The organism is Tateyamaria sp. ANG-S1 (assembly GCF_000814025.1).
In the GTDB taxonomy this organism is placed as follows: Bacteria; Pseudomonadota; Alphaproteobacteria; order Rhodobacterales; family Rhodobacteraceae; genus Tateyamaria.
On record NZ_JWLL01000003.1, the window covers coordinates 509,771 to 534,885 of the forward strand.

The 25,115-nt window shown below is 60.5% G+C and carries 25 protein-coding genes; 10 read left to right on the plus strand and 15 right to left on the minus strand.

Annotated features, from left to right (window positions below):
• Positions 1–79: 79 nt before the first annotated feature.
• The 6 genes from RA29_RS04355 to yajC form a co-directional block, all read right to left on the minus strand.
• Complete coding sequence (locus RA29_RS04355; RefSeq protein WP_039683226.1) at positions 80–433, minus strand: Mth938-like domain-containing protein; 354 nt, start codon at positions 431–433, stop codon at positions 80–82.
• Positions 420–1,190 carry a sulfite exporter TauE/SafE family protein gene (locus tag RA29_RS04360; RefSeq protein WP_039683228.1) on the minus strand — a complete coding sequence of 257 codons (771 nt, stop codon included), beginning with the start codon at positions 1,188–1,190 and terminating at the stop codon, positions 420–422. Before RA29_RS04360 ends, RA29_RS04355 begins: the two co-directional genes overlap by 14 nt.
• Complete coding sequence (locus RA29_RS04365) at positions 1,187–1,942, minus strand: sulfite exporter TauE/SafE family protein (RefSeq protein ID WP_039683230.1); 756 nt, start codon at positions 1,940–1,942, stop codon at positions 1,187–1,189. The genes RA29_RS04360 and RA29_RS04365 overlap by 4 nt, the downstream gene beginning before the upstream one ends.
• Positions 1,943–2,012: 70 nt before the next feature.
• On the minus strand, positions 2,013–2,981 hold the full coding sequence (gene secF / locus RA29_RS04370) for a protein translocase subunit SecF (RefSeq protein WP_039683232.1): 969 nt from the start codon (positions 2,979–2,981) through the stop codon (positions 2,013–2,015).
• Position 2,982: 1 nt separating this feature from the next.
• Entirely contained in the window at positions 2,983–4,647 is a 1,665-nt protein-coding gene (secD, locus tag RA29_RS04375; protein ID WP_039683233.1) for a protein translocase subunit SecD, read from the minus strand.
• The gene (yajC, locus tag RA29_RS04380) at positions 4,647–4,925 is read right to left on the minus strand and encodes a preprotein translocase subunit YajC (RefSeq protein ID WP_039683235.1); all 279 of its coding nucleotides are present in this window, start codon (positions 4,923–4,925) and stop codon (positions 4,647–4,649) included. Before yajC ends, secD begins: the two co-directional genes overlap by 1 nt.
• Before the next feature lie 181 nt (positions 4,926–5,106).
• Here yajC and RA29_RS04385 point away from each other — a divergent pair, with 181 nt between their 5' ends.
• Both RA29_RS04385 and serS read left to right on the plus strand, forming a co-directional pair.
• Positions 5,107–6,492, plus strand: coding sequence for a pentapeptide repeat-containing protein (locus tag RA29_RS04385; RefSeq protein WP_052249460.1), 1,386 nt, complete (start codon positions 5,107–5,109; stop codon positions 6,490–6,492).
• A 311-nt stretch (positions 6,493–6,803) separates the two neighbouring features.
• Positions 6,804–8,096: a serine--tRNA ligase gene (gene serS / locus RA29_RS04390; protein WP_039683238.1), complete on the plus strand. Its 1,293-nt coding sequence runs from the start codon at positions 6,804–6,806 to the stop codon at positions 8,094–8,096.
• On the opposite strand, the gene RA29_RS04395 is transcribed toward serS, so the two are convergent.
• Positions 8,093–9,166 carry a DUF2235 domain-containing protein gene (locus RA29_RS04395; protein ID WP_039683240.1) on the minus strand — a complete coding sequence of 358 codons (1,074 nt, stop codon included), beginning with the start codon at positions 9,164–9,166 and terminating at the stop codon, positions 8,093–8,095. The genes serS and RA29_RS04395 overlap by 4 nt on opposite strands.
• 111 nt (positions 9,167–9,277) lie before the next feature.
• Between RA29_RS04395 and RA29_RS04400 the strand changes: the two genes are divergently transcribed.
• Entirely contained in the window at positions 9,278–9,994 is a 717-nt protein-coding gene (locus tag RA29_RS04400; RefSeq protein ID WP_039683241.1) for a tryptophan-rich sensory protein, read from the plus strand.
• 38 nt (positions 9,995–10,032) lie between these two features.
• Here RA29_RS04400 and der read toward each other — a convergent pair whose 3' ends face one another.
• A complete protein-coding gene (gene der / locus RA29_RS04405) occupies positions 10,033–11,499 on the minus strand; it encodes a ribosome biogenesis GTPase Der (RefSeq protein ID WP_039683960.1) in 1,467 nt (488 codons plus the stop codon).
• A gap of 504 nt (positions 11,500–12,003) precedes the next feature.
• Between der and RA29_RS22755 the strand changes: the two genes are divergently transcribed.
• Entirely contained in the window at positions 12,004–12,339 is a 336-nt protein-coding gene (locus RA29_RS22755; protein WP_152612929.1) for a hypothetical protein, read from the plus strand.
• Between the two features lie 157 nt (positions 12,340–12,496).
• Here RA29_RS22755 and RA29_RS04410 read toward each other — a convergent pair whose 3' ends face one another.
• Positions 12,497–13,168 (minus strand): helix-turn-helix domain-containing protein, encoded by a 672-nt coding sequence (locus RA29_RS04410; protein WP_039683243.1) that lies wholly within the window; start codon positions 13,166–13,168, stop codon positions 12,497–12,499.
• A 159-nt stretch (positions 13,169–13,327) separates the two neighbouring features.
• Between RA29_RS04410 and RA29_RS04415 the strand changes: the two genes are divergently transcribed.
• Positions 13,328–14,101, plus strand: a complete 774-nt coding sequence (locus tag RA29_RS04415) for a response regulator transcription factor (RefSeq protein ID WP_039683245.1) — start codon at positions 13,328–13,330, stop codon at positions 14,099–14,101.
• Here RA29_RS04415 and RA29_RS04420 read toward each other — a convergent pair.
• Both RA29_RS04420 and RA29_RS04425 read right to left on the minus strand, forming a co-directional pair.
• Positions 14,086–15,612, minus strand: a complete 1,527-nt coding sequence (locus RA29_RS04420) for a PAS domain S-box protein (RefSeq protein WP_039683247.1) — start codon at positions 15,610–15,612, stop codon at positions 14,086–14,088. The genes RA29_RS04415 and RA29_RS04420 overlap by 16 nt on opposite strands.
• A 79-nt stretch (positions 15,613–15,691) precedes the next feature.
• Entirely contained in the window at positions 15,692–16,849 is a 1,158-nt protein-coding gene (locus tag RA29_RS04425) for a site-2 protease family protein (protein ID WP_039683962.1), read from the minus strand.
• A 188-nt stretch (positions 16,850–17,037) separates the two neighbouring features.
• Here RA29_RS04425 and RA29_RS04430 point away from each other — a divergent pair, with 188 nt between their 5' ends.
• The gene (locus tag RA29_RS04430) at positions 17,038–17,439 is read left to right on the plus strand and encodes a hypothetical protein (RefSeq protein ID WP_193743458.1); all 402 of its coding nucleotides are present in this window, start codon (positions 17,038–17,040) and stop codon (positions 17,437–17,439) included.
• Positions 17,440–17,457: 18 nt separating this feature from the next.
• Positions 17,458–17,670, plus strand: a complete 213-nt coding sequence (locus tag RA29_RS04435) for a DUF2892 domain-containing protein (RefSeq protein ID WP_039683250.1) — start codon at positions 17,458–17,460, stop codon at positions 17,668–17,670.
• An 8-nt stretch (positions 17,671–17,678) separates the two neighbouring features.
• On the opposite strand, the gene RA29_RS04440 is transcribed toward RA29_RS04435, so the two are convergent.
• Together RA29_RS04440 and adhP are read right to left on the minus strand one after the other, a co-directional pair.
• On the minus strand, positions 17,679–18,098 hold the full coding sequence (locus tag RA29_RS04440; protein WP_039683252.1) for a c-type cytochrome: 420 nt from the start codon (positions 18,096–18,098) through the stop codon (positions 17,679–17,681).
• Between the two features lie 117 nt (positions 18,099–18,215).
• A complete protein-coding gene (adhP, locus tag RA29_RS04445) occupies positions 18,216–19,250 on the minus strand; it encodes an alcohol dehydrogenase AdhP (protein ID WP_241462544.1) in 1,035 nt (344 codons plus the stop codon).
• A 124-nt stretch (positions 19,251–19,374) separates the two neighbouring features.
• On the opposite strand from adhP, the gene RA29_RS04450 reads away from it, so the two are divergent.
• From RA29_RS04450 to RA29_RS04460, 3 genes are all read left to right on the plus strand, one after another.
• Positions 19,375–19,881 (plus strand): hypothetical protein, encoded by a 507-nt coding sequence (locus tag RA29_RS04450; RefSeq protein WP_039683254.1) that lies wholly within the window; start codon positions 19,375–19,377, stop codon positions 19,879–19,881.
• A gap of 157 nt (positions 19,882–20,038) precedes the next feature.
• On the plus strand, positions 20,039–20,503 hold the full coding sequence (locus RA29_RS04455; protein ID WP_039683256.1) for a (2Fe-2S)-binding protein: 465 nt from the start codon (positions 20,039–20,041) through the stop codon (positions 20,501–20,503).
• A 2-nt stretch (positions 20,504–20,505) separates the two neighbouring features.
• The gene (locus RA29_RS04460) at positions 20,506–22,686 is read left to right on the plus strand and encodes a molybdopterin cofactor-binding domain-containing protein (RefSeq protein ID WP_039683258.1); all 2,181 of its coding nucleotides are present in this window, start codon (positions 20,506–20,508) and stop codon (positions 22,684–22,686) included.
• A 144-nt stretch (positions 22,687–22,830) separates the two neighbouring features.
• Here RA29_RS04460 and arsJ read toward each other — a convergent pair whose 3' ends face one another.
• On the minus strand, positions 22,831–24,093 hold the full coding sequence (arsJ, locus tag RA29_RS04465) for an organoarsenical effux MFS transporter ArsJ (RefSeq protein WP_039683260.1): 1,263 nt from the start codon (positions 24,091–24,093) through the stop codon (positions 22,831–22,833).
• Positions 24,090–25,082 carry an ArsJ-associated glyceraldehyde-3-phosphate dehydrogenase gene (locus tag RA29_RS04470; RefSeq protein WP_039683261.1) on the minus strand — a complete coding sequence of 331 codons (993 nt, stop codon included), beginning with the start codon at positions 25,080–25,082 and terminating at the stop codon, positions 24,090–24,092. Before RA29_RS04470 ends, arsJ begins: the two co-directional genes overlap by 4 nt.
• Between the last annotated feature and the right edge of the window lie 33 nt (positions 25,083–25,115).

Genomic DNA, 25,115 nt, shown 5'->3' on the forward strand with positions numbered 1-25,115 from the left:
AAAAGCCCCCGCTCCTTCATCTTGCCAAATAAACTCCGGGGGACGCGCAACGCGCGGGGGGCTGGCCCCCTCCACCCTCTCAGACAGGCAGCACCGCCAACGCAATGCGCCGCCCTTCGCTCAAAAGCACGTTGTAGGTCCGCGCCGCAGACGGCGACGACATCACCTCAACACCCAATCCCGCCTCTTCCAGCACAGACCGCAGATCGGCAGGGATATGGGCAACATCAGCGCCCGTGCCCATGAACAGCACATCCACCTGCCCCACCAGCGCCAAAAGGGGCGCACGGTCGTCATATCCGCCCCACCCCCGCGTACCCGCAGGCCCGGTCAGCAAGCCGCCTTCAACCACCTCACCACCAATACGAAAAAACCCCGGCCCATAGCCTTCAACCGGCTGCGCATCGGTGTAAGTGATCTCATTCAGGCGCATGACCCATCTCCCAAATCGGCAGGCCCAGAATAGCGGATGCCGCAATGACGATATAGGCCACCGTGCGAAAAAGTCGCTCCGCGTTGGGGTCGAACAACCACGCACCCACCACGTTCGCAAGCATGTAAAGCGGCACCAACACCAGCCCAATGATGACCGCCTGCGCGTCAAGCAGACCGAAAGCCAGGAAGATACCCAGCTTCATCATGTCGACCCCCAACAGATACAGCAGGAAATTCGCCCGGATCACCGCAATGGCCTTGGCGGACGCCATGTAGAGCAGAATGACTGGCGGCCCGGGAATACCCGCCAAACCACCGAGGAACCCGCCAAACGTGCCCACACCTACAGTCGTGCGCGAGCCCATCGGCCCCCGGTAGCGCCAGCCGGACATCAGCGCACCTAGCAAGATCAGAATGGCAATCGACACCCCCCAGCCAAAGGCCACCGGGTTGACAAAGGACAACGTCCACAGCCCCACGGGCAAACCAATCGCGACGCCCAGCAACAACCAACCGGTCTCCCGCAAATTCCCATTACGCAAGGCCGGACGCAGGTTCGGAAGCGGCCCCCACAGCTCCACCACGGTCAGAAAGGCAAGCGCAGCAAAGGGCGAAAGAACCGAGCTTGCCGCCGCCATGATGATCATGCCCGACCCAAAGCCTGCAAACCCACGCACCAGCCCAGCCGCGAGGATCGCAGTGACGAGCCACCAGATCCCCGGCAACGCCAGCGCCTCGGTCACCACCGCACTCATTCCCCGAACACCGGCAGCCCCATGACGATGGCCGCCGCAATGATGACGTAGGCGACCCAGCGATAAAGCACCTGCATGTCCGGATCGAACAGCGCCTGCCCGATGCGCGAAGCCACGCCATAGGGCACGATCAAAATCAGGCCCAGCACCACGGCCTCGACAGTCAGCAGCCCCTGCATCGCCATCAACGGCACCGTCAAAAGCCCGGTGATGGTCAGAAACACCAGCGTATTGGCCCGCGCCCGCGCCACACCCTCCTGCCCGCTCAACTGAAACAGCACCATGATCGGCCCCACAAGGCCCGTCGCCCCACCGACCACACCCGTGGCCGCTGCCACCGACACACGCGCCACACGGGTCGGCGCCGCCTTGTACCGCCAGCCCAGAACCAACGCGACCAGCGTCAGCGTGGTCACAGCCAGCACCGCCCAACGCATGGTCGTGACATCATTCAGCCGCAAAACCGCAATCCCAAGCGGCAAGGCAAGGGTCGCCACCACAATCATTAACACCACATTGCGCCGATCCGCCTGCCCCCACGCGCGCGGCACCACAGAAACAAGCGACGCCAGCGCCGTCACACCAAAGGCCGCAATCGCCATCTCAACCGGAACAAACGCCGTCGCCACCGGCATATAGACCAACGCCGCGCCAAAGCCCGCAAAGCCATAGACGACGCCCGCCACCACCGTGACGACCAGCACCCAGACAAAGCCCGGCAACGCCAGCGTATCCGCAATCATTGCTGTCATGATGCGCCCAGCTTGCAGGCTGCACGCCTGCAAGCAAGGGCCAGTTCAGCGCCAGCGCTAGGCCAGCGCGTTACGCATCCACATTCGCAAACTGGTTGCCCGCATTCGCATCGGGCTTCGACCAGTCGCGCTTCACGCCCAGCCACAACAGAACGGTCGAGGCGACAAAGACCGAGGAATACGTCCCCACGATCACGCCCCAGATCATCGCAAAGACGAACCCACGGATCACGTCCCCACCCAGCACATAAAGCGAAATCAACGCCAGCAGCGTGGTCACGGATGTCATCACAGTCCGGCTCAACGTCTCGTTGATCGAGATGTTCAGCACCTCGTTCAGCGGCTTCTTCTTGTACTTGCGCAAGTTCTCCCGCACCCGGTCAAAGACAACCACTGTGTCGTTCAACGAATAGCCCACGATGGTCAAAAGCGCCGCAATGATGGCCAGATCAAACTTGATCTGCAGTTCGGAAAACACACCAATGGTCAGGATCACGTCATGCACAAGGGCGGCCACAGCCCCCAACGCAAACTGCCATTCAAAGCGCAACCAGATGTAGATCAGCACCGCCCCGATGGCCAAGATCACCGCAATGGCCGCCGTCTGGATCAACTCTCCGGATACTTTCGGCCCAACGGATTCCACTGACACGAACTGAATATCCGGCACCGACGCACTCAACGCTGCCTGCACGTCACGGATGGTCTCGGGCGTCACCGCCTCCTGCCCTTCCTGCGCCTGGATACGGATCATCGCCACGTTCTGATCGGCGTCAAAAGTCGGATCAAACACCTCGGTGATCGAGATGTCCCCCAACTCCAACGGCGCCATGGCATCGCGATACAGACCAATATCCACCGGCTGCGCGCTTTCGGTCCGCACGGTCGTGCCGCCACGGAAGTCGATACCGTAGTTCAGCCCCTGCAGTACAAACGACACCCCCGCCAGCACGATCAGCAGGCCCGATAGCCCCAACCACAGCCTCCACCGGCTGAAGAAATCGAAATTGGTGCCCTGTTTGACCAGCTTCAGTCGCATCTTACACCTCGATTGTCTTGGGGCGGCGGCGTTCGAACCACATCACCACCATCAGCCGCGTCACGAAGATCGCGGTAAACACGGACGTCAGAATGCCCAGACCCAGCGTGATCGCAAACCCGCGCACAGGACCAGAGCCCATCGCAAACAGGATCACAGCAGTAATGAAGGTCGTGATGTTCGCATCCAGAATAGCCGACAACGCCTTCTCATAGCCAAGTTCAATGGCCCGCGCCGGCCCCCGCGACGACTTCAACTCCTCGCGGATGCGCTCGAACACCAGCACATTGGCGTCCACCGCCATACCCACGGTCAACACAATCCCCGCAATCCCCGGCAAGGTCAGGGTCGCCCCGATCATACTCAGCAAGCCAAAAATCAGCCCGATATTGATGATCAGCGCAATGTTGGCAAACAGCCCAAACAGGCCATAGCTCAGCCCCATGAACACCAGCACAGCGGCAAAGGCGACCATGGTCGCAACCTTGCCCGCATCAATACTGTCCTGCCCCAGCTCCGGCCCAATGGTTCGTTCCTCAAGAAACGTCAGCTCCGCAGGCAACGCCCCAGCACGCAACAGCACGGCCAGGTTGGTCGACTCCTCGACCGAGAACCGACCGGTGATAATCCCCGACCCGCCCGGAATATGGCTCTGGATCACAGGGGCAGACACCACCTCATCATCCAGCACAATGGCAAAGGGCGACCCGATATTCTCAGCCGTATAATCGCCAAAGCGCCGCGCGCCTGTCGTGTTAAACCGGAAAGACACCGCCGGGTTGCCGTTCTGGTCAAAGCTCGGCTGCGCATCGACCAGATCCTCACCCGTCACCACAGGCGCGCTCTCGATCACATAAAACAGCCCCGGCTCATCCAGCGACGGCACCAACTTGTTGCCCACACCGGCCGAGGCGTTCTCGTCCGACGTCCGGTTCACAACCGGGTTAAAAGTCAACTGCGCCGTCGTCCCGATGATCTCCTTCAACTCAGCCGCCGACCCGATGCCCGGCACCTGAATAAGGATCCTCTGCGCGCCCTGCCGCTGAATGGTCGGCTCCCGCGTGCCCACCTCGTCAATCCGGCGGCGCACGATCTCAAGCGACTGCTGCACCGTCCGCTCGTCCGAGGCGAGCTTCTCCTCGTCACTCAACTGCACAACGACCACATCCGGCCCATCGGCACTGACAACAATGTCGTTCGCACCCACCCCGGTCAGCGTCTGCACAGGTTGCTGCAAGGTCCGCACAAGCTGCAACGCCCGCTGCATCCCCGCAGGCTCGCCAATCCGAATGCGCAGCACATCAGGGTCCGAGGGCTGCAACCGAATGGTGCCAATGGTCGCCCGCTCTGCGCGCAAGATGTCACGCACCTCGGGCCACATCGCCTCGATCCGGCTGGCATAGACATCCTCGACCTGCACCTCGGCCAGCAGATGCGCGCCGCCCCGCAGGTCCAAGCCAAGGTTCACGAGCGCAGAGGGCATAAAATCCGGCCACTGCGCAAACAGGGCCTGGTTCTCGGGGGTATCAGCGCCCAACTCAATGGCCTGGGCCGCATCATTGTGCTGCTCAACGCGGGTATAGAACCCGTTGGGCAGGGCAAGCATCAGGCCCAGCGCACATAAGGACCAAATCAGTACCCGTTTCCACGCATCAATCTGAAGCATTACTTCGCAGGCTCGGTTTTATTGAGCACCTGCGCGATGGTGGACTTCACGACGCGCACCTTCACGCCCTCGGCCACTTCCACCTCGACCTCATTGTCTTCCTTGACCTTGGAGACCTTCCCGATCAGCCCCCCTTGGGTCACCACCTGATCGCCCCGGCGCAGGGCTTCAACCATGGCGGCATGCTCCTTGACCTTCTTTTGCTGAGGCCGGATCAGCAGGAAATACATGATCGCAAAGATCAGGATCAGGGGAATGAACTGGCCGATGGCTTCCATGGGAATTGTCCTTGGTCTTGGGGCGGCAACTGGCCCGCTTCAGAGTTTGGCAGAACCTATGGGCGGGGGCGTGTTAGCGCAAGGCACAAAGGGGGCACAAACAGGGGATTGAGCGGTCACAGATCACAGGGGCGGGATCAAAGACCTTTTGCCCGACGCACATTCGCGTCAGAATGGCGGGATGGACGAACCACTCACTCTCTCACTGACCCTGCCGCGCCCTCTGGCACTGGGGCTTTTAACCCTGATTTGCGTGCTTGCGGCATCTTGGCTGGTCTACGTCACCCTGCCCGAGGCGAAAAAAGAAAAAGGCGCGCTTAGCGCGTTCAGCGCCTCCTTGGGGCTGGGACACATCCACCCGGTGGTGATGATTGTCGCACTCACCCTCTACATCGCGCTGGTGGGTGTTCTTTTACTGGGACTCTTCGGCCTGATCATCGCCACGCTTGAGGCAACCGGACGTACCAACGACTACCTTTTCTATGTCCTGCGCATCGGTGGCCTCACAGCAGTGCTTGGCGCTGTCATCGCATTGCCCTTTACACTGATCCGGCTGCAATTGACATCTGAGGCAAACGACACAGCACTGCAGGGACAAATCACAGAAAGGATAAATAAGGCAACTGAAGGCTTAGGGGCCGTTCGCAACGAACGAACCAGACGGCTGAAGCCGAACTTCACCACACTAATGGATGCGGAGTATGAAGAGTTTGAGGTCACGACCCCTAACATCGAAGTACGCATCGGGGCGATCTTCGCACTAGAGCGCATCGCACAAGACAGTTTGCGAGATCACTTTCAAGCAATGGAGATTCTCTGTGCATATGTACGGCACAACAGCGCCCAGCATGAGCTTTCACCAACCGAAGACATCAAGAAACCAGCGGAACCGCGTTTCGATATCCAGACTGCAATTGACGTAATCGGCAGGCGAAGCGTGGATCAGCGAAATCTGGAAGCGGCGAAAGAGTTCCGACTAAACCTTCAAAATTCCAATTTGGACGGTGTGAACTTTGCATATGGGAGTTTCGACGGAGCAGTCTTTGTGAACTGCCGGTTTGAAGCGGCAAACCTCAGCCGAGCTTCGTTGAGAGGCACGTTGTTTGATGGCTCTTTGTTGAACCACGCGCGTTGGTTCGACGCGGATTTGACCGGAGCCAGCTTTCGACACACAACACTCAACAAACCGACGCCAGTTTCAGGAGGGATGACGGAGACATTCAATATGGCCAAGTCAATCGTTGGAACACGATTTGACGGCGCCGACCTGACCGCTGTCCAATACTTTGACGAGCCGGATGTGATGAACAAAACCTTTGGCACCAAGGACACGAAACTATTAGACGAGTATGAAGATAGGCGGGACGGTTTGCGCAAAAAGATAATCGCGGTGAGGAAAGCAGAGCGCGAAGGGGATAGAGAGCGGTTGCACGTGGCCCGCCAGTCTCTTCGCGAGACAGGGTTTGAATATTGGTCGCCAAACGACGCCAATGATCTCGCTACCAATCACTACTATCAAAAGCTGATGGACAAGGTAGGACTGCGCGGTTTTCCGTTTTGGGTTTGATTGGCTCAAATCTTTCCCAATCCCTAACCTCTCACCTCAAACCTTAACGCCCCCAAAAAGTTAACCAAACCTCACCGCCCCACCACCGCCCAAAACACGCACTTTCCCCAGCAAAATGTGCAACTTCCCCAATCCCCCCTCAAAATCCCGCATTTCCAGCCCACCAAAACACGCAGTTTCACCCCTAAACATCGCAGTTTGCCCGCAACACCCCGCCACAGCACCACCGCACGCTGCCTTAACCTCTTGGCCCCTGCCCCCTGATCGGGCATAGGGGCGGCACTGTAAAATCTGTCCCGAGGATTAGACCAATGCACGACATCCGCGCCATCCGCGCCAATCCCGCCGCTTTCGACGCCGCCCTTGCGCGCCGTGGGGACGCTGCGATGTCGTCGTCCCTTCTGGCCCTCGACGAAGCACGCCGTGCCAAGATCCTCGCCGCCGAAACCGCGCAGGCCGAACAGAACAAGGCCAGCAAGGAAGTGGGCGCAGCCAAGGGCCGCGGGGACGAGGATGAATTCCAACGCCTCCGCGCCTTAGTCGCTGAAAAGAAAGCAGAAATCGCGCAGATGCAGGAGGAGGCCAAGGCGCTCGACGCCGAGTTGACCGACGCCCTCGCGCGCATCCCCAACCTGCCCGCCGAGGACGTGCCGGACGGCGGGGACGAGGATGACAATGTGGAAATCCACAAGTGGGGTGAACCACAAGCCTTTGATTTCGAAGCAAAAGAGCATTTCGACATCGCAGGCGTCGCCGCCTCCATGGACTTCGAAACAGCCGCCAAAATCTCCGGCAGCCGCTTCGTTTTGCTCTCCGGCGCCGTCGCGCGCATCCACCGCGCCCTCGCCCAGTTCATGATCAACACCCACGTCGACGAAAACGGCCTGACCGAGGTCAACCCGCCCGTCCTCGTGCGCGATGATGCCATGTATGGTACTGATAAACTTCCCAAATTTGGCGAAGACAGCTACAGGACCGAGGACGGCATGTGGCTCGTTCCCACCTCCGAAGTGCCCCTGACCTACATCCCCGCGGGCCATGTGATCGACGAAAGCGACCTGCCCCGCCGCTACACGGCCCACACCCTGTGCTTCCGGTCCGAAGCGGGCAGCGCAGGCCGCGACACGGCGGGCATGCTGCGTCAGCACCAGTTCGAAAAGGTCGAGATGGTCTCGATCACCCACCCCGACGCCTCGGAGGATGAACAGAAGCGGATGCTTGGCTGCGCCCAGGGTCTCCTGGAAGCCCTTGAAATCCCTTACAGAACCGTCGTTCTCTGCACGGGTGACATGGGCTTTGGTGCACGCCGCACTTATGACATCGAGGCATGGCTGCCGGGCCAGAACACCTACCGCGAGATCAGCTCGGTCTCGACCACGGGCGACTTCCAGGCCCGCCGCATGAACGCTCGGTTCAAACCCGCAGACGGCGGAAAACCGCAATTCGTTCATACACTTAACGGCTCCGGCCTCGCCGTGGGCCGCTGCCTGATCGCGGTGCTGGAAAACGGCCAACAGGCCGACGGATCGGTCAAACTGCCCGCAGCGATTGCACCCTATCTCGGTGGCAAGACCACGCTGACGGCGGACGGCGCACTGACCTAGAAACGCAAGGACCCGGGGCGGTAGTCCGGCCGCCCCGACTTCCGCTCCGTCACCGAAGGGTGGAGCTCGAGATCCGAAAGCGGCCCTTGCCGCCATTTCCTCAACCAAGACAGGCTGATATCCATCTCCGCCTCGGCCAGAGGGTCAGGTTTGGTTGGCGGAAAGACCGCCTCTGGCTCAATGGTCAACCGCCCCGCCCCCTGCACCACCCAGTCCAACGTGATGGCCGACAGGCCCTGAGACGTGCCAGAGCCGCCAACAATGCCATGGTTCCCGGCAAACCACATCTGCTGATACGGGCGCAGCGGCCCTGTATCGCCGTTGTTCAACCCTTGGTCCCCGTCCAGATTGTCCCACTTGGCGGGTTTGTACATGACGCGCAATTCGTCCAGCGCCAGCGCGTGGCGGGCGGATTGCACAAGGCTCGACAGCGCCATGTCGTGGAAGGCGTATTGCAGGTTCCAAACTGTTGCGACGGGCCCCAAAAGCGATGGCGGAATGCCCCGCGCGCCCACGGTGTCCCACACGCCAAGATAGGGGATGGCAACCATACGCGATGTGTCGTTCCGCCACGCCAAGTCACTGACAGATGTGCCAAATTTCGGCGACATCTCGCGCCGTGCTTCGCGGATGTGCGGCGCATCCGGGTGGTTGCGTTTGCCCCGCTTGCGGTAAAGTTGGAAGGCCTTGTTGATCCCGTCCGTACTGGTGTCCTGCACGATCCCGCATTTGCGGATCATCCCGGCCACGGACCGCGCAGTATAGGCCCCGCGCGAAAAGCCGAAGAGGTAAATCTCGTCCCCGTCTTGGTAGGCTTGCGCCAGAAACTGATAGGCCTGCTTGACCTTCGCATCCAGCCCCCAACCAAAGGCACCGCCAGCGTATCTGTTCAGCATTTTCATAACAGGACCATCAAACCGCCGGTCGGTCCCGATCCCTTTGAAATAGGCAACGACCTGCCCCTTGGCCGGGTCGTTCACGAGCGCCTGGGCGAGTTTGTGGACGCTCGTAGGTTCGGGGATATCAGGCGAGTTCCATGTGCCGTCACAGAAGATTGCAATGCGGGTCATCGTGGGCCAAGTCCTTGAAATACAATGTGCCAGACTAGGTTTTGGCTGGCTGAAATTTCGGATTGTTGAAATGATGATCTCGACGCAAAATTTTGTAAACGGTGGAAAACCATGCCTTTGCTCGTTCTGATCCTTGCTGTGACCTTTGCAGCGTCGCCGTTCTGGGTGCCGGATTTCGGCGGGTTCGAGAGCGATCAGTTTCCCATTCCCCAGAACGATCCCCCGGTCCAACCGGCCGGGTATGCCTTTGCGATTTGGGGGCCGATTTATCTGTGGTTGATTGTCGGCGCGGCTTTTGGCGTGCTCAAGCGCTGGTCCACGCCGGATTGGGCGCCCGTGCGCGCGCCACTGGCCGTTTCGCTCGCCGTGGGCAGCGTCTGGTTGCCCGTGGCAGTGCAAAGCGCAGTCTGGGCAACCATTTTGATCTGGGTGATGCTGATTAGCGCGCTGGTCGCTTTGTGGCGCAGTCCGCGATTGGAGCCCTGGGTCGCGGCGTGGCCGGTGGGGCTTTATGCGGGCTGGCTGAGCGCGGCGAGTTGTGTGGCTTTGGGCCTAATGCTCGCGGGCTACGGGTTCACGTCCAAGCAGACGGCGGCGTGGGTGATGGTGACAGCGGCTGTTGTCCTCGCGCTGGTCATTCAGCGGGCGTTGGGGCGGGCACCGACCTATGGGATCGCGGTGATCTGGGCGTTGGTCGCGATTGGCGTGCAGAACGGGTTTGATCTGCGGTCTGTCGGTGCGCTGGCGGTCGTGGGAGCGCTCGTCATGCTCCGCCCGACCATCAGCGCCTTGCGAGGTGAGGATTTGTCCCCGCGGGGACAACGCTGATTCCAAACGCTTTTTTCGTTAAAATCGGTTAACCAAGGTTAACCGCGCCGTCCCTCGGTGTGTTTGCGCAGCTTGGACGGCCCTGCCTTTTTCCGGCCCTTGTAAGGGTTGGCGTCGCTTTGGCCGCGCATGAAGAGGCGGATGGGTGTGCCGGGCATATCGAAGTCGAGACGCAGGCCGTTGACCAGATAGCGGTTGTAGCTCTCGGGCACCTTGTCGGGGTGTGAGCACATGACGACGAAGCCTGGCGGCCGGGTCTTGGCCTGGGTCATATAGCGCAGCTTGATCCGTTTGCCCTGCGGTGCAGGCGGCGGGTGTTGTTCAAGCATCCCCGTCAGCCAGCGGTTCAGCGCGGCGGTCGGCACACGACGGTTCCAGACGTCATAGGCGCGCAGGATCGCGCCGTGCAGACGGTCAAGGCCCCGGCCCGTCTTGGCCGAAACGGTCACAAGCGGCGCGCCCTTGAGTTGGGGCAAGAGCCGTTCAAAGCTCTCTTTCAGCTCTTTCAGCTTGGCCTGCTTGTCATCCTCGACATCCCACTTGTTGATGGCGATGACGACAGCGCGCCCTTCGCGTTCGGCGAGGTCAGCGATGCGCAGGTCCTGCTGTTCGAAGGGGATAGCCGCGTCGAGCAGAACGACCACAACCTCGGCAAATTTTACGGCGCGCAGACCGTCGGAGACCGAAAGTTTTTCCAGCTTTTCCTGCACCTTGGCCCGCTTACGCATGCCAGCGGTGTCAAAAATGCGCATGGGCGTGCCCACGCCATCCGACCCCGCCCAATCGGTGCGCAGGCTGATCGCGTCACGGGTGATCCCAGCCTCGGGTCCCGTCAGAAGGCGATCTTCGCCGATGATGCGGTTGATGAGGGTGGATTTGCCAGCGTTGGGGCGGCCGACGACGGCGACTTGCAAGGGTTTTGCAGCAGTGGGTTGGGGGACCTCGTCGGTGTCCTCCTCGTCCACGCTCACGTCGGTTTCGGGATCTTCATGCGCGTTTTTCTCGGCAAAGAGGTCAGCGAGGGGCTGCAATTGGGCGTAGAGGTCCGTGAGGCCCTCGCCATGTTCGGCAGACAGGCGAATGGGTTCGCCCAGACCCAGCGAGAAGGCTTCGAGCACGCCCGCATCGGCAGCGGCACCCTCGCCCTTATTCGCAGCCAGCAGCACGTGGTCGGCGCGCTTGCGCAGGATGTCGGCAAAGATCTCATCCGTGGGCGTGACCCCTGCCCGCGCATCGATCATGAACAGGCACACATCGGCCATATCCACGGCGCGTTCCGTCAGCTTGCGCATCCGGCCCTGCAGACTGTCATCCGTCGCCTCTTCGAGACCGGCGGTGTCGATCACCGTGAACCGCAGGTCCGCCAGTTTGCCCGGCCCTTCGCGCAGGTCGCGCGTCACGCCCGGTTGGTCATCGACCAGCGCAAGGCGTTTGCCCACAAGGCGGTTGAACAGCGTCGACTTGCCCACGTTGGGCCGTCCGACAATGGCGAGGGTCATGGTCATGGGGTGCGTATCCGACAGATCAAGCCGTGCACATAGACCATGAGCGCGGTCACTTAAAGGGGGGCTGATGGTGCGCGGCACCTGGGGAGCGCGTCGCTTCTGTGCAGCAAAGCTTTGGTGAACAAGGATCGGATCGAAGCTCAGACGTGCAATGCTGTTGTCATCTTTGGCCATTGCGTTTGTGCGGCGGTCCTGCCCTTGTGGTTGGCCCCACCTGAGTGTTCCCGTTTGAACGTGAGCGCATTCCGGCTTTCGGGGGCGCAGCTGGCTTTTGATCAACGGCGCTCCTGCGTACGCTAGGATCATGCTATCATTGTCGGTACGCCTAAGATGGAAGCAGTTGGCTGTGCCTAGATGGTTAAGCGTTTGCGGGCCGACTTCGAAGCGGTCCAGATCGATGACGCGAATATGTGCTCATGACCATCGTAGGTATCTGGTCGACCTGTATTTCATTTCACTTCACAATGCGCTCGAAAACCTACCCAATGATCCGGATCTAAGTCGATGAAGCGTATCGGAATGGTGCTGTGGGGTATTGTCTGGCGCCTTGCCCTAGGCGCACTCACCTGCCTTTGCACGATTACAGTGGTTTTTTTGCTGCCGGAGATCTTCAGTGCGCAAGGCACGCAATTGAGGGTATGGGCGGTTTTTATTGCGGCACTTTTGGGAGCCGTATTCCTGCCGCTCTTCATGACTTCCATATGGAGACAAAAAGGAAGTCCTGATTTAGCGCGTTCGTTTTCTGATATCGCGGGCTCGGATCGTCTCGCCCACCTTGAACCGCATACAGCTTTTTGGGGATGTCTGAGGCGGCTTTTGCCAAAGCCTTCCCAGATATAAACGTTACATCGGTTTGATGCGGGTCACACCCGAGTGCCCGTGCTTAGTTAGCTATAAAAACGAACGGACATACGAATTCGTTGGCTTCATGTTTACCTGTCAGCGGCGACAATAAAGCGATGGGCATACTGTACCGAAACCGGCAGCGTTCGGTAGCTCAGTCGTCGCCCGCCGCCATGTCAGCCAATGCGCCGGGGTCGTGCACGACGATGGTTTGTGCGCCATCAAGCGACATTACGCCGGATTTGCGCAACGTCGTGAACGCACGGCTTACAGTTTCGGTTGTCAGTCCCAGAAAATCCGCAATGTCGCTGCGTGACATCGGCAGTTCTATCCTGCGCCCGAGGTCGAAATCTTCACCATAGCAGGTGGTCAATACGTTCAGGAAGGATGCGACACGTTCAAGCGCCGACTTGCGGCCCAGCATCATCACATGGTCCTGCATGGCGCTGATCTCGCGCAACGCGGCCTCAAGCAAGGCGCGGTGCAATGCGGGATCACCGTCCCCGCTGTCCAATGCCGACCGCCGGTATGCAAAAAGGGTCGCGTCCACCAGCGCGTCGCAATCGGTATGATGTCGCCCGTCGGATGGAAAACCGATGATGTCGCCCGGATACCCGAACGAGATCACTTGCCGACGCCCGTCCTCCAGCATGCGCGTCAACCTGACAACCCCGCGCGTGACCTGGTAAAGGCGCTCTACTGTGTCTCCCTCGCGGTAGAGATGCTGTCCGGCCCGAACCGCGGTTGGCAACCCGGCCGCCGTTACACCGTGTTCTGTCAGAAGACCACGAGGGGGACGGTTTTCCGCGGTCAGCGTGACGTACATTCCGGTCTCCCCCAATTGCTCGCAAGCCCCTTGGTGAAGCGCAGGTGTATTCCTACATATGGTTGTACCTGTGCGTTTTGTATCAATTTGTAATTTTGCTCGACGGATCCCGGTCCGAAGGGCTGCTCGTGCATCTGCACCAATCTGCTGGAGTACAAGTTGGACCAAAGACCATCGACGCTGGTTGTGGAAGACGACCCCAAAGTACGCGCTGTGCTACGCAATTTGCTGGAAGATGATGGGTTTCAGGTCATGGAAGCCACATCAGCGGCTGAGACCCTCGAATGTATCGCCGCGCAGGATCTGAGCCTGGTCACACTTGATATCCATCTTGGCGCGGAAAGCGGGCTCGACCTTGCGCGGCAGATCAGAAAGCTGTCCACCGTCCCGATGGTGATGGTGACCGGCAAGGACGATCTGATCGACCGCATTGTCGGGCTGGAAGTCGGAGCAGATGACTACATCACCAAGCCGTTTCACGTGCGAGAAGTGATTGCACGCATCCGTGCCGTTCTGCGCCGCCACCAGTTTGCGGAAGAGGACGCGCACCGGAGCAGGCCCGCTGCGCGCGAGCCCATGGGAAGCACCGCCTACCATTTCGACGGCGTCATCGCCATTCCCGACCACATGCAGGTGATTGATCGTGCCGGGTCCGACTGCCAATTGACCAGCGGTGATTTCAACCTGCTCAACGTGTTTCTGGAACGACCGATGCGGGTTCTGTCACGTGATCAGCTGATGGATCTGACCCATGGGGCGACATGGTCCCCACTAGACCGGACGGTCGACAACCAGATCGCGCGGTTGCGCAAGAAAATCGAACGGAACCCATCAGAACCGCGCCTGATCAAGACCGTGCGCGGTGTGGGCTATACCTTTGCCTGCCCGGTCGAGCGCAAGGCACTGGCTGCCACGTACTACAACAGAGCCTGAAGCCGTTTGGCGAGATCGGATTGCCTGTAGGGCTTGTGCAGAACATCGTAGCGCTTGGTTCCGCCCAGCTTGCTGGTCACAACGTCGCTTGCATAGCCCGAGGTCAGCAGCACCCGCACGTCGGGAAATTCTTCGCGGATCTTAGCCGCCAGGTCATAGCCGTTCAGCGTGCCCGGCATGACAAGGTCGGAAAAGACGATGTCGATGTGAACCCCTGATTGCAACAGGACATAGGCATCGTCGCCGTTCGCCGCCTCCAGGGTTTTGTAGCCCAGGTCGCGTACCCGCTCGATGGACAGTTTGCGGACGCGCGGATTGTCCTCGACCACCAGAACAACCTCTGCACTGCCGCGCGGTATCGCGGTGGGCATAACGCTGGCGATCGCCTCTCCCGCATCTTGTGTTTCTCGAACAATTGGGAAGTACAGACCGAAACTCGTGCCATGGCCAAGTTCGCTGTAAAGCGTGATGTGGCCACCCGACTGCCGCACAAAACCATAGACCATGGCAAGGCCAAGGCCCGTTCCACCCCTGTCAGCCTTGGTCGTGAAAAAGGGCTCGAACGCGCGGCGCTGCGCCTCAAGCGTCATGCCGGCGCCATCATCGCTGATGAACAGGCGTACGTAAGAGCCGGGAACAATATCGGTTTCCTGCGCCATGTAGTCATCGTCGATGATCACATCGGCGATCGAGATCAGGAACTCGCCCCCATCCGGCATCGCGTCACGTGCATTGAGTGCGAGGTTGATCAGCGCGGACTGCAATTGCACCGGATCAATCATCACCTTTCCGACCGTGTCGGCAAAGTCGGTCCGAATTGTATAGCGCGCGCCAATGGTGCGCCGCAGCAGCGCGAGCGCATTCTGGCATTGCTCGCGCAAGTCCACCAGAACGGGTTTCAAATTGCCCTTGCGCGCAAAGACCAGCAGGCGCGAGGTCAGGTCCGCCCCCAGTTCGGCAGAGGCAAGCGCGTCATCAATCAGCCCGCGTTGCCGCGCATCCGCACCCCGCATTTGCAACAATTCAAGATTGCCAATGATCACAGTCAGCAGATTGTTGAAATCGTGCGCGATGCCACCGGTCAGCTGGCCAACGGCATCCAGCCGTTGTGACCGGGCCAGCACTTCATCGGCCATGTGGCGCTCTGTCAGATCATGCAATATCCCGATGAACAGGATCTGGCCATCAATGTCTGCGCGCCCCACGGACAGGTGAAGCGGGAACACGGTGCCGTCCTGACGTTTGCCTTCGACGTTGCGGCCACTTCCAATGATCCGCCGTTCGCCGGTCTTCAGGTGATGCTCCATGAACGTATCGTGCAGGCTGGCCAACGCCTCGGGCATAAGCACGTTCACCTTTTGCCCGATCAGGTCCCCATCCCCGTAGCCGAACAGCTTGCCGGTCGCCGGGTTCGCACGCAGGATACAGCCGGTGCGGTCGGCGACGATGACGGCGTCTGCGGCGGCCTCCATCAGCGCGGTCAGAAGTGCAGGATCACGGGTGGTGTTCACGGGGTCAAAGCCTTGTCATGACGTGAAAGGACGCGCGTATTGACCCGCGTCTCGCAATAGCTGTTGGCTGCTGAAATGGTCATGGGCGCACCTCGGACCCTGCCCGCTCGACCTTGCCGATGCTTGCCAATATCCCGAGCTGACGGGTCAGATCAGACAGGCTGACCACACCCTCGATACGGTCGTCCTGCATGACGATAAACTTGCGCTGTTCGGTGGCTGCAATGCGGGCGAACAGGTCGAGCACCGGCATGTCGTGCGGAACGCAGACTTTATCGTCCGCCGTGATGAAAACGTCGGCAACAGGGGTGTTTGCCCAGCTCTCGCGATCAATGTGTTGCAGAACAGACGTGTCGATGTACCCCAGCACCTGCCCCCGCTCGACCACAGGCACAAAGCTGACGCGCTTTGCCAACATCACCTGATTGACGAGCGTCGCAAGCGTTGTGTCAGGCGCGGTGGTGACCGCTGGTTTTGACATAACGGACCACACCTGCCGATTGCCCAGCAAGGCGCGGGTGCGTTCCGCGTCCAAGGCGTTGTTGGCTGCCCCGAGGATGAAAAGGCCGATCAGGATTTGCCAGAAGCCTACAACGATGGCGCCCTGAAAGAGCCCCAGCAGACCAAGTGCGATCAGCGCATATGCCAGGACGGTTCCAGTGCGTGCCGCTGTTTTGGTGGCCGATAGCATATCCCCGCGACGCCACCACAGCCAGGCCCGAAGCACCCGCCCCCCGTCGAGCGGAAAGGCAGGCAACAGGTTGAAAACGGCAAGCACCATATTCACGAGCGCGAGATAGTACAGCAGGGCGGACATCGGCCCGACACCAAAGGCGGCCGCCGCCCCCTCTGCCAGAACGGCGAATGCAAGAGCGAGCGCAATGCTCATGGCTGGTCCGGCGATGGCAATCCAGAACTCGTGCCGCGCCTTCGTGGGCTCGCGCGCCAGCTCAGCAACACCTCCGAACAGGAACAGCGTGATGCTGCGTGTCTCAATCCCGAACCGCCGCGCTGCCACTGCGTGTGCCAATTCGTGCCCGACAAGCGAGGCAAAGAACAGACCTGCACCGCACACGGCAAGCAGCGCGTACATCCACTGCGACAGCCCCGGCACGGCGGCCGGAAAGCTGTGCTGCGCAAGGCTCCACGTGATCAGGATTGCGATCAGTATCCAGCTTGGATCAATCCGAATTCTGAATCCGAACAGCGTCACGATCGTGCGGGCATTGGTAAACATGACGGCGATCCTTTCGCGCGACACCCTAGTCGCCTGTACCTGCAATACTTTGACATGGCTCAACCGCAGAAGTCCGCAAGCGTATGAGGTATGCACTGACGTGGAACACACAGTGGATGTTGACAAATCTCAACATCCCGTTGCGCGGAACGACATATTCTGACCCCGATGCAACGTTGGAGTGGCTCATGGACATCTTCACGACCTTGCGCCTTCAGGATGACTTGGCAAAGCTGTCTCACGGCTCCGCGACCCCTCGGCACCTCTTGCCGGATCAAACCCTTCGATTGGGCGAGGGTGTCGATCTGGCGCTGGTGATTGCGGGTCAGCTCTGCATTGAACGGAACAGGGCGCCCGCGCTGACACTGTCAGGCCCGTCACTCCTCATGCGATCCGAGGGCGAAGACGCGACAGTTCGCGTCGTGCACAGGCTGACCATTCTGCCTTTGAGCTACGAAAGCTGCGCCGCGCTCGTTGCAAAGCAAAAAAGCGTCCGCGATCTGTTCTTTGCTGCGATGACGGCGCGCATCCGGCTTTTCCACACGGATCTGGCGCCGCTTATCCCGGCGTCCCCGCTGGCCTTGCATTGAGTGCGAGGCAGAAAACGGATGAAATCAAACATCGGACATATCGATCGGCTGCTGCGCTCAAGCGTCGGCGTCCTGATGCTGCTGTCAGCCACAGAAATCATCCCCGGCATATGGCCCGGCGCACTGGTCCCACAGATCATGGCGATCCTCGGTGGACTGCTGATCGCGACATCGGTGTTCCGTTTCTGCCCGATCTACTGGCTGCTAGGGGCCTGCACGGCGCGCCGCTGAACCCGAGTCTATTGCTGGATACCTTCCAGATAGGCGGAAAGCGCAATCAGGTCCGACGGGATCGGTGTCGAGATACCGTCCTCCTCAACTTGCACCATCGGGCCCAGCCCCTCGTTACCGAACTCGGGCATGGCCGAGGACGGGTGGTCGCGGCGGTTGAAACCGTCGATCACGCTCATCACGAATGTCTCGGGATAGACGCCGCCATTGCGGGCCGACAGCATCGTCAGATCCGGGGGAGGCCCGCCGAGGCCAAGGGACGCAACACCGGCACCGGTGCCATCGGTCCCGTGACACACCGCGCATTTCTGCAAGTACAACCGCTCGCCGTGTTCTGCGCTCACGTCCGGTTCAAGCAGCTCCGGGGAACAGGCCGTGACAAGGGCCGTGGTCGCAACGGCGACGATCAATCTGGTTTGAGGTCTCATATTCTGCTCGCTTCCTTGTTTTTTGGAAGCAAACCTAACGGCGCACGACCATGCGCCCTTTGACATACCTCAAACGACGCATATCGGCGCTGATACGCGAACCCGAAGACGCGAAACTCAGATCTCCAGCACAATCCGCCCCGAGATCTGTCCGGCCTTCATCCGGTCAAAGATGGCGTTGATATTTTCCAGCCGGTCCCACTCGAAATGGGTTGTCACGCGGTTGTCGGCGGCAAGGCTCAACGCCTCGGTCAGATCAAGCCGTGTGCCCACGATGGACCCGCGGATCGTGAGGCGCTTCAAGACCACGTCAAAGATCGGCAACGGGAATGTCCCCGGCGGCAGGCCAACCAGGCTCATCGTTCCGTGGCGACGCAACATGCCGGTGGCCTGGGCAAAAGCCTGCGTGTTCACAGCCGTCACAAGCGCACCATGCACGCCGCCCAGGTGGTCATTCACCTCTTTTACCGGGTCAACCTCAGCCGCATTGATAGCCACCTCGGCCCCCAGCTTTTTGGCCAATTCCAGCTTGTCATCGGCGACATCGACGGCGACGACATTCATCCCCATCGCTCTTGCATATTGCACGGCCATGTGACCCAGACCGCCGATCCCGCTGATGGCGACCCATTGGCCGGGACGCACTTCGGTCTCTTTCAACGCTTTGTAGACTGTCACACCGGCACAGAGCACGGGCGAGGCAGGGCCGTAGTCTATCGCGTTCGGAAGAAGGCCGACATAGTTGGCATCTGCGCGCACAAACTCGGCATAGCCACCATCGACGGAATAGCCGGTATTTTGCTGGCTCTCGCACAGTGTCTCCCACCCGCCGGAACAATGCTCGCACCGGCCGCACGCGGTATGCAGCCACGGCACCCCGACGCGGTCCCCTTCCTTCAAATGGGTCACATCGCGGCCCAGTGCGGCCACCTCGCCGACACCCTCATGTCCTGGAATGAACGGGGCTGTCGGCTTGACCGGCCAATCGCCCATGGCGGCATGCAGATCCGTATGGCACACGCCCGATGCCCGCACCCGCACCAACACATCACGCGGACCGATCTGGGGCACAGGAACCTCGCGGATATCAAGCGGATCGCCAAGTTTGGTGACGACGGCGGCTTTCATGGACTTGGGCAATGTATCAAGCATGTGCAGGCTCCTTGCGCGGTGGGTCTGGTCATTGAGTGCCACGGGCGGCGCGTGCCGCTTTTGATCTTGGTCAATTCGCGGGGGCCTGCGCGGCGCTAGACTGCACCGCGAAGGATCTGCACCCATGCCCATCACGCCCCGACCTGCCATCTTCTGCTTTTCAAAGACCGGTCACAGCAGACGGGTCGCAGATGCATTCGCATGCCGAACCGGGGCCGACATTGTTCAAATCGAGGTCGAACGATACCGGTTTCCGCTTCTGTGGATCGCACGCGCAATCTGGGACGTCGGGCGCAAGGCTGCGCCGCCACTACTCACGGGAAACATCGTCCCTGCGCAAAGACCATGGATTGTCGCCGCGGGGCCCGTCTGGGCCAACGAACCTGCGCCTCCGTTGCGCAGTGTTCTGGCGGGTCTCGCGACGCTGGAGGCTCCGGTAGGCGTGCTTCTGACATGTGGTCGGTCCAAAGAGCAGAGCAACAGCTTTGCGACGTGCGAAACCGTGCTGGGTCGGCCCTTGGCCGCCTGCGTCAGCATCCCGAATGACATCGAGGATACGGAAGATATGGACGTATTGCTCAGTGCGTTTGCTTCGGCGATGACTGGCCGCAGTTCCCTAGGCGCGGCTTAAAGCGCCTTGTGCTCTGGCGACCGGCAGGCCGCCCCTCGCACCCCTGATACGTTGCCCTTCGCCATACCCGTCCCAATGGCTGCACCGTTTAAGGAGTGGCGCAATGCTGCCGCGCCACTATCTTTCATAGTACCGAAGTCCATCTGGGAGCGTAGGCATGGCAATTTCACTAAAACTGAATGGCAAGGACCAAACGGTCGAAGCGGAACCCGGCACACCGCTGCTGTGGGTCATCCGTGACGAGTTGAAGATGACAGGCACGAAATTCGGCTGCGGCGTCGCCTCGTGCGGGGCGTGCACCGTGCACCTGAACGGTGAGCCGGTGCGGTCCTGCCAAACCTATATCGAAGACGCGGAAGGGGCCGAGATCACGACGATCGAGGCCATGGGCGATCATAAGATCGGGGCGGCTGTCCAACAGGCCTGGATTGAGCTGGACGTGGTCCAATGCGGCTATTGCCAGTCGGGCCAGATCATGTCCGCCGTGGGTCTTCTGACTGAAAACCCCAAGCCCTCGGCTCAGGAAATCGATGATTACATGTGGGGCAACGCCTGCCGCTGCGCCACCTACCAACGTATCCGCGCGGGCATCCAGCGCGCGTCCGAGATCCTGGAGGCGTAATCATGACCATCAACACATCCCGCCGTGGTTTTTTGAAAAGCGCCGCTGCTGCCGGTGCAGTCCTTGTTGTGGGCGTGCGTCCTGACGGCGCACTCGCCGCGTCCGGCTCACGCTCCATGCTGACACCGTTCGTGCAGATCGGCAGCGACGGCTCCGTCACCGCCATAGTGAAGCATTTCGAGATGGGTCAGGGGCCTTCGACCGGTTTGACAACGCTCATTGCCGAAGAAATGGGCCTGACCATGGACCAGATCGGCTATGACTTTGCGCCATCCGATCCACAGGTCTACAACAACACGCTGTTTGGCCCGATGCAGGGCACAGGCGGCTCGACTGCCATGGCCAACTCATTTCTGCAATACCGGCAAGCGGGTGCAGCAGCACGCGAGATGCTTCTGCAAGCTGCAGCGCAAGCATGGGGCACGGAGGCTTCTGCACTCTCCCTGCAAGACGGGGTGATCTCGGGTGCGGGCAACTCAGCCCCGCTTGGTGAGTTCGTCGAAGCCGCCGCTCAATTTGACGCGCCCGCAGATCCACCGCTCAAGGATCCATCGGAATTCCGCCTGATCGGCAACCCGGATGTGCGCAGGCTCGACGGCGCAGCCAAAGGCAACGGCAGCGCCATGTTCGCCATGGACATCGTGCGCCCAAATCAGATGATCGCGATGATCGCCCGCCCGGAACAGCAACGTGCCACTGCCATCAGCGTAGATGCCAGCGGTGCGGCAGACATCAAGGGCTTCATTGACGCGCAGATCCTACCCAATGCCGCAGGTGTCGCCGTCTTCGCAGAAACAACCTGGGCCGCGATGCAGGCGCGCGACGCCATCTCGGTCGAATGGGACACAACGAACGCCGAAACCCGCAGTTCATCGGATATCGAGGCAGAGATCCGGGCCGCACTTGATGCAGAGCCCACCTACAACGTCAACGAAGCAGACATGGATGCCGTACGCGCAGCCGTCGATGGCGCCGAAACGGTGATCGAGGAAACCTTTTACTTCCCCCTCCTCGCTCACGCGCCGATGGAGCCGCTGAATTGCACGATCGAAGAAACGGCCGAAGGCGTAATCCTGCTGCATGATGGCTGCCAATTCCCGACCATCCCCCACGGGGCGATCGCCGAATTCTTCGGCCTTCCCTTCGACAAGGTGCAGATCAAGACGGTGCTCGCCGGTGGGTCATTTGGTCGGCGCGCAACACCGCAGGCCGACTACCAGATGGAAGCCGCGATGGCGTTTTCGCTGACGGATCGGTCGCGCCCGGTGCACCTGGTCTGGTCGCGCGAGGATGACCTGCGCTCGGGCCAGTACCGCCCGGCCATGGGTCACAAGGTCCGCGTGGGCCTCGATACATCCGGCGCCATCGTCGGTTGGGAACACCGTATCGCAGGCCAGTCGATCCTCAAGGGCACACCGTTCGAGGCGATGCTGGTCCAAAACGGCATCGACTTCGCGTCGGTCGAGGGGACGTTCGACAGCCCCTACCAGATCCCGAGCGCTTCGTTTGGCCTAACGGACACACCCAAAGCGACCAGCACCCTTTGGTGGCGCGCGGTCGGTCACACCCACACGGCGTATGTCATGGAAGTGATGATGGACATGGCCGCGCGGGCAGCGGGCATAGACCCGGTCGAATTCCGCCTTGCCTACCTGACGGGCGACGAGGCCGACCAGACACGCAAGGCGGGTGTACTGAAACTGGTGGCCGAAAAAGCAAACTGGGGCAACCCGCCCGAAGGGCGCAGCCAGGGGATCGCCGTCCACAAATCCTTTAACTCTTACGTGGCCGAGGTCGTGGAAATCTCTGGCACGCCAGAGGACGGGATCAAGATCGAAAAGGTCACCTGCGCCGTAGATTGCGGTATCGCCGTGAACCCGGACATCATCAAGGCGCAGATGGAGGGAGGGATCGGCTACGGCATAGGGCACAACATGCGCGACCAGATCACGCTGACAAATGGGGTTGTGGACCAGTTCAACTTCCCCGACTACGAGCCGCTGCGTATCAGCGATATCGGCGAGATCGAGGTGCATATCGTCCCCTCTGCCGAAGCGCCCACCGGCGTGGGCGAACCGGGGACGCCGCCCGCGGCCCCCGCCCTCGCAAACGCCATCGCCGCAGCAAGCGATCTCCGCATCGCGTCACTGCCGATGGACGACAACGGCGTGTTCTTCGCTTGAACGAAATACCCCGGCGCGCACGCCGGGGTATCCCCTCCAAAAGACGGGTGAGCCAAAAGCCCCGCATGGCCGCCGTTACCGGCACCGGCGCAATGCGCTATGGAAATCCCAATTCTTCGCTACAGCAGGGACAGGTCGCGCACGCTACGCTGGGCTGGATGCCGCGCTTTCGGTGATGCGCCCGATGCTCAGCCAGCTCAGCAGGATCATCACCGCCGCCGTTGCAAGGCACAAAGGCAAACCGCCCAGCTGATAAGTCAAACCGGACAAAACGGTCCCGATCAACCGCCCCGCAGCGTTCGCCATGTAGTAAAACCCCACATCCATCGTGACCCGTTTGGCATCCGTGAATGCAAGGATCAGGTAGGAATGCAGCGACGAATTCAGCGCAAAAAGCACGCCAAAGACCAGCAGGCCAAGCACAACGAAGGTGGTCAGCGACAGCGTCGGCGTGCCCACAGCCCAGACCGCAAGGGCAAGGATTGCCGGCACAAAGAACAACGTTCCCACCCAGAACCGCGCGGCACCGGCCAGGTCCGCCTCGGTTCGTTTTGCACTCCGTAGCATTGCGGGGGCCTTCGACTGCACGAAACCGTACAGGATCACCCAGACCGCCATGAATATCCCGATCATGAAGAACGCAGCACGCTGTCCTTCGGGGGTACCATCGCTCAGCACCGAATAGAAGTAGATCGGAATACCGACCACGAACCAGACGTCACGGGCCCCGAACAGGAACACACGCGCCGCACTCAACCAGTTCACGCGCGGGTTCTTTGAAAACACCTCTTTGAACTTGGCATCCTTTCGACCGCCCGGCAGCCCACTCGGCATCCGCAGCAGCACAGCCAGAAGGATCGCAGCCAGCAGGGCCGCCATGCCCAACACCGACGGCACAAACCCAAAGAGCGCGAGTGCCGCGGCCCCCGACAGAAAGCCCAAGCCTTTGACCGCATTCTTGGACCCGGTCAGCAGTGCCACCCAGCGAAAAAGGCCATCACCCTCTGCCGGCGCCAGCAACTTCACGGCAGATTTCGACGACATCTTGGCCAGATCCTTGGCCACGCCCGACAGGCCCTGCACCGCCATCACAAAGACAACCGATGCCGCGACAGACCACGCCGGATCAAGCTGGGCCAACGCCAGCAGCGCCACCACCTGCAAGCCAAGGCCAACATAGAGCGTGGAGGTCAGCCCGAACCGCGCCGCGATCCACCCCGCGCTCAGGTTCGTCACTACGCCCGCAATCTCGTAGAGCACAAACAGATAGGCCAGCTGCACCGGCGAAAAGCCAAGCGTGTTGAAGTGCAAGAGCACCAACATACGCAGGGCCCCGTCTGTCAGCATGAATGCCCAATAGGCCGCCGTTACAGCGACATATGCGGCAAAGCCCTCGGGTCGGCTCACAGGCGGGCGCCCACCATCTGGGCCACATCAACAAGGCGATGCGCATAGCCCCACTCGTTGTCGTACCAGGCATAGATCTTCACCTGCGTCCCGTTCACGACCATGGTCGACGGCGCATCCACGATGCTCGACCGCGGATCATTCGTGTAATCCGTCGACACCAAGGGCCGCGTCTCATACCCCAGAATACCCTTGAGCGGCCCATGCGCCGCCGCTTCGAACATGCCATTCACCTCTTCGACGGTCGTTTCGCGCTCAACTTCGAACACGCAATCCGTTAGCGAAGCGTTCAGCAGCGGCACACGCACCGCATGCCCGTTCAGCTTGCCCGTCAACTCGGGGTAAATCAGCGTGATCGCCGTGGCCGATCCAGTAGTCGTCGGGATCAGCGAGTTCAACGCCGACCGCGCGCGGCGCAGGTCCTTGGCCGGGCGGTCCACGATGGTCTGTGTATTCGTCACGTCATGGATGGTGGTGATGGACCCATGTTTGATGCCCAAGCCCTCGTGTATCACCTTCACAACCGGGGCCAGACAGTTGGTTGTACACGAGGCTGCGGTTACGATGCGCTGCCCGGTATAGGCGTCATCATTTACCCCATACACGATGTTCGCGGTATCCCCATCCTTTACCGGAGCGGACACAACGACCTTCTTCACACCGGCCGCAAAATAAGGGGCCAGTTTTGCCTCGGTCTTGAAAACGCCCGTGCAATCAATGACCACATCCACTCCGTCTAGCGGCAGGTCCTCGATGCGCCACATGTTCAACGCCGGAATGCGCGTCCCGTCAATCGTGATGCTCTGATCATCCGCGGCAAAGGCTGCGTCCCACCGCCCGTGCACCGTGTCGAACTCCAGCAGGTGCGCATGCATCGTCGGATCACCGACGGCATCGTTGACGAAAGCAACCTCGCAGCCGCGATCAAGCAGCGGTTTCAAGGCCAGCTTTCCAATCCGGCCCAGGCCGTTCAACGCATAAGTGGTCATGTTGTTCCCCGTCTTTCCCGGCGGGCTATGTCA